At 69.2% G+C, this 2,828-nt stretch carries 4 protein-coding genes; all 4 read left to right on the top strand.

Annotated features, from left to right (window positions below):
- Nucleotides 1-332 precede the first annotated feature (332 nt).
- The 4 genes from rpoN to G3N99_RS37460 all read left to right on the top strand — a co-directional run bounded on the left by rpoN (nucleotide 333) and on the right by G3N99_RS37460 (nucleotide 2,649).
- Complete coding sequence (rpoN, locus tag G3N99_RS37475; RefSeq protein ID WP_174948091.1) at nucleotides 333-1,793, top strand: RNA polymerase factor sigma-54; 1,461 nt, start codon at nucleotides 333-335, stop codon at nucleotides 1,791-1,793.
- A 76-nt stretch (nucleotides 1,794-1,869) separates the two neighbouring features.
- Complete coding sequence (locus tag G3N99_RS37470) at nucleotides 1,870-2,058, top strand: DUF3008 family protein (protein ID WP_174932836.1); 189 nt, start codon at nucleotides 1,870-1,872, stop codon at nucleotides 2,056-2,058.
- 46 nt (nucleotides 2,059-2,104) lie between these two features.
- Nucleotides 2,105-2,266 (top strand): DUF1328 domain-containing protein, encoded by a 162-nt coding sequence (locus G3N99_RS37465; RefSeq protein WP_011349711.1) that lies wholly within the window; start codon nucleotides 2,105-2,107, stop codon nucleotides 2,264-2,266.
- Nucleotides 2,263-2,649: a DUF3022 domain-containing protein gene (locus G3N99_RS37460; protein WP_174948088.1), complete on the top strand. Its 387-nt coding sequence runs from the start codon at nucleotides 2,263-2,265 to the stop codon at nucleotides 2,647-2,649. Before G3N99_RS37465 ends, G3N99_RS37460 begins: the two co-directional genes overlap by 4 nt.
- Nucleotides 2,650-2,828 lie beyond the last annotated feature (179 nt).

The following is a 2,828-nucleotide window of genomic DNA, read 5'->3' as shown; positions in this document are numbered from 1 at the left end:
CAACATGATGCCGCAGGGCGCGGCGGGCGGCGAGCCGGCCGACGTGCCGCCACCGGGCCCGAACGGCGTGCAGGGCGACCCGCCGCTGCCGCGCACGCCGCCGCCCGCGCAGTACTGAGTCGACCCATGGCCGGCGCGTGACGGCGTGGTGCGCGAAACGCGTGCCCAAAACTTTCCGTCGGCTTGTAAAAAAGCGGCTGTGGCGCGCCCGAAAATCGGGGTGCGAATCCGCGCGAACCGCGGCACGGGGTGATCGGCCCCCTTGGCATGGAAGCTGCATGAATCCTGACCGAATACGAAGCGAAACCCGTGATACGTCAGGAGGACCATCGATGTCCGTCTCGCTTGCGCTGCAGATGCGACAGCATCTTGCACTTACGCCGAGGCTTCAGCAGTCGCTGCGGTTGCTGCAGTTGTCCTCGCTCGAATTTCAACAGGAATTGCGTCAGGCGCTCGATCAGAATCCGTTTCTCGACGATGGCCAGGGCGACGAGGAGCCTGCCGCCGACACACCGGGGCCGCAGGCCGAAGCCGCCGCGCCCGAAGCGGCGCCCCAGGCTGATGACGTTCGTCAGCCGGACGGCGAGGTGCCCGAAGTGCCCGAGGTGTCCGAAGTGTCGTTGACGGCCGCGCCCGCGACGCGCGGCACGAGCCGCCAGGGCGACGAGTCGGGCGGGTTGTCGCCCGGCGAATGGCTGGCTGCTGAACCGTCGCTGCATCAGCAACTGCACGACGCGTTGCGGCTCTATCCGCTGAACCGGCGCGACCGCGAAGCCGCGCGCATCGTGATCGACGCGCTCGACGACGACGGCTACCTGCGCCAGGAACTGGTCGAACTGCTGGTCGCGGCCGATCCCGCGCTGCTGTTGTCGGAGCAGGATCTCGCGGTCGCGCTGCGGCTCGTGCAGATGCTCGACCGGCCCGGCATGGCCGCGCGCTCGCTGTCCGAGTGTCTCGTGCTGCAGCTCGACGCGATCCCGGCCGGCACGCCGGCGCTCGCGGAAGCGAAAGCGATCGCGCGCGAGCATCTCGAGCGGCTCGCACGCCGCGAGACGGCCGAGATCCAGCGGCGGATCGGCTGCAACCCGCAGACGCTGCAGGCCGCCTGCGCGCTGGTGCGCGGGCTCGACCCACGCCCCGGCAATCACTACGGCAGCACGCGCGGCGACTACGTGGTGCCCGACGTGATCGTGCGCCAGGTGCGCGACGACTGGATCGTGACGATCAACCCGGCCGTGCTGCCGCGTGCGCGGCTGCACGAACGCTATGCGACGCTGTTCGCGCAGTCGAGCGGCGAGCGCGATTCGCCGCTCGGCCAGCAGTTGCAGGAAGCGCGCTGGCTGATCCGCAACGTGCAGAAGCGCTTCGATACGATCCAGCGCGTCGGCGAATGCATCGTCGCGCGACAGCGCGATTTCTTCCGCTATGGCGAGATCGCGATGAAGCCGCTCGTGCTGCGCGACATCGCCGAGGAGCTCGACCTGCACGAATCGACCGTGTCGCGCGCGACGGGCAACAAGTACATGGCCACGCCGCACGGCACGTTCGAGTTCAAGCATTTCTTTCCGCGCAAGCTCGAGGCGGCCGGCAAGGGCGTGTGCTCGGCGGCGGCCGCGAAGGTGCTGATCCGCGACATGATCGCGGCCGAGCGGCACACCGATCCGCTGTCCGACGTCGCGCTCACGCACAACCTCGCGGGCCGCGGCATCCTGCTTGCGCGTCGCACGGTGACGAAGTATCGCCAGGCGATGAAGATTCCACCGGCCGACCTGCGGCGCCGCGACGCCGCATGACGGCTGCCCGGGCGAGCCCATCGCGCGCGCGTGCCGACCGTCTGTCGACGCGCGCGCCCACGACAGGAGCGCAACCATGCCAGCAAAATCGCAAGCGCAGCAGCGTGCCGCGGGAGCCGCACTGTCGGCCAGACGCGGCAAGACGAACATGAAGGATCTCAAGCCGCCGGCGCAGTCGATGGCCCGGTCGATGAGCGAAAAGGCACTCGAAAAAATGGCGTCCACGCCGAGGCGCGGCAAACCGGAGCACAAGCACGATGCGTGAACGGCGACGACGTGTCCTGACCACTGCTGCCATCCAGGAGGTATCCATGCTTCGATACGCGGTCATCTTCTTCATCATCGCGATCGTCGCGGCCGTGTTCGGCTTCGGCGGCATCGCGGCCGGCGCGGCCGAGATCGCGAAGATCCTGTTCTACATCTTCGTGGTGATCTTCCTCGTCACGCTGCTGCTGGGCGTCGTGCGACGATGAGCGGCGCGCCCGACCGGTCGCAGCGCGTCGCGGAACTCGAGCACGCGCTCGCGAACGGCTTCCCGTCGCAGTCGACCGTCGTCGTGCATGCGGACGACGCGTCCGGGCGGCTGACGATCCAGGTGTCGTGGGTGCGGGTGCCGTCCGACGAGGACGCGCGCGAATGGCGTTGCGCGGTCGACCTGCGCTTCGATCCGGACGTGATCACGCGCTATGCGTCGCTCGGTGCGGACGACCGGCTGCGCGTGCGCACGCATCTGTGCGACAGCGCGCGGCGCGCGGTGGACGAGCGCAAGCCGCGCGTCGAGGATGCGGCGATCGAATGCAACGTCGCGCTCGACGTGACGCGCGCCGAATTCGACGAGGCGCTGCGCGCGCCCTGACGCGAGGGCCGCCTGGCGGGCGCGGCGCTTCGCGTGGCCGTTGCCTCCCCGAACGCGGCGAGCGCATGTCGATGCCTCTCTCAACCACCTCGACGCGGCCATTCTCATGGCGGCGCGGTTGCGCGGCCCGGCGCATCGTCATGCACGCATCAGCGCCGATGCTGCAGCCGGTGATACCG

This window comes from Burkholderia sp. Ac-20392, from assembly GCF_017104585.1.
GTDB classification, from domain to species: domain Bacteria; phylum Pseudomonadota; class Gammaproteobacteria; order Burkholderiales; family Burkholderiaceae; genus Burkholderia; species Burkholderia lata.
This window is presented reverse-complemented; position numbering and strand designations above follow the sequence as displayed.

Excerpts from the sequence above, each read along its gene's own strand:
- rpoN (WP_174948091.1), top strand. The coding sequence starts at position 333 with ATGTCCGTCTCGCTTGCGCTGCAGATGCGACAGCATCTTGCACTTACG.
- G3N99_RS37470 (WP_174932836.1), top strand. The coding sequence starts at position 1,870 with ATGCCAGCAAAATCGCAAGCGCAGCAGCGTGCCGCGGGAGCCGCACTG.
- G3N99_RS37465 (WP_011349711.1), top strand. The coding sequence starts at position 2,105 with ATGCTTCGATACGCGGTCATCTTCTTCATCATCGCGATCGTCGCGGCC.
- G3N99_RS37460 (WP_174948088.1), top strand. The coding sequence starts at position 2,263 with ATGAGCGGCGCGCCCGACCGGTCGCAGCGCGTCGCGGAACTCGAGCAC.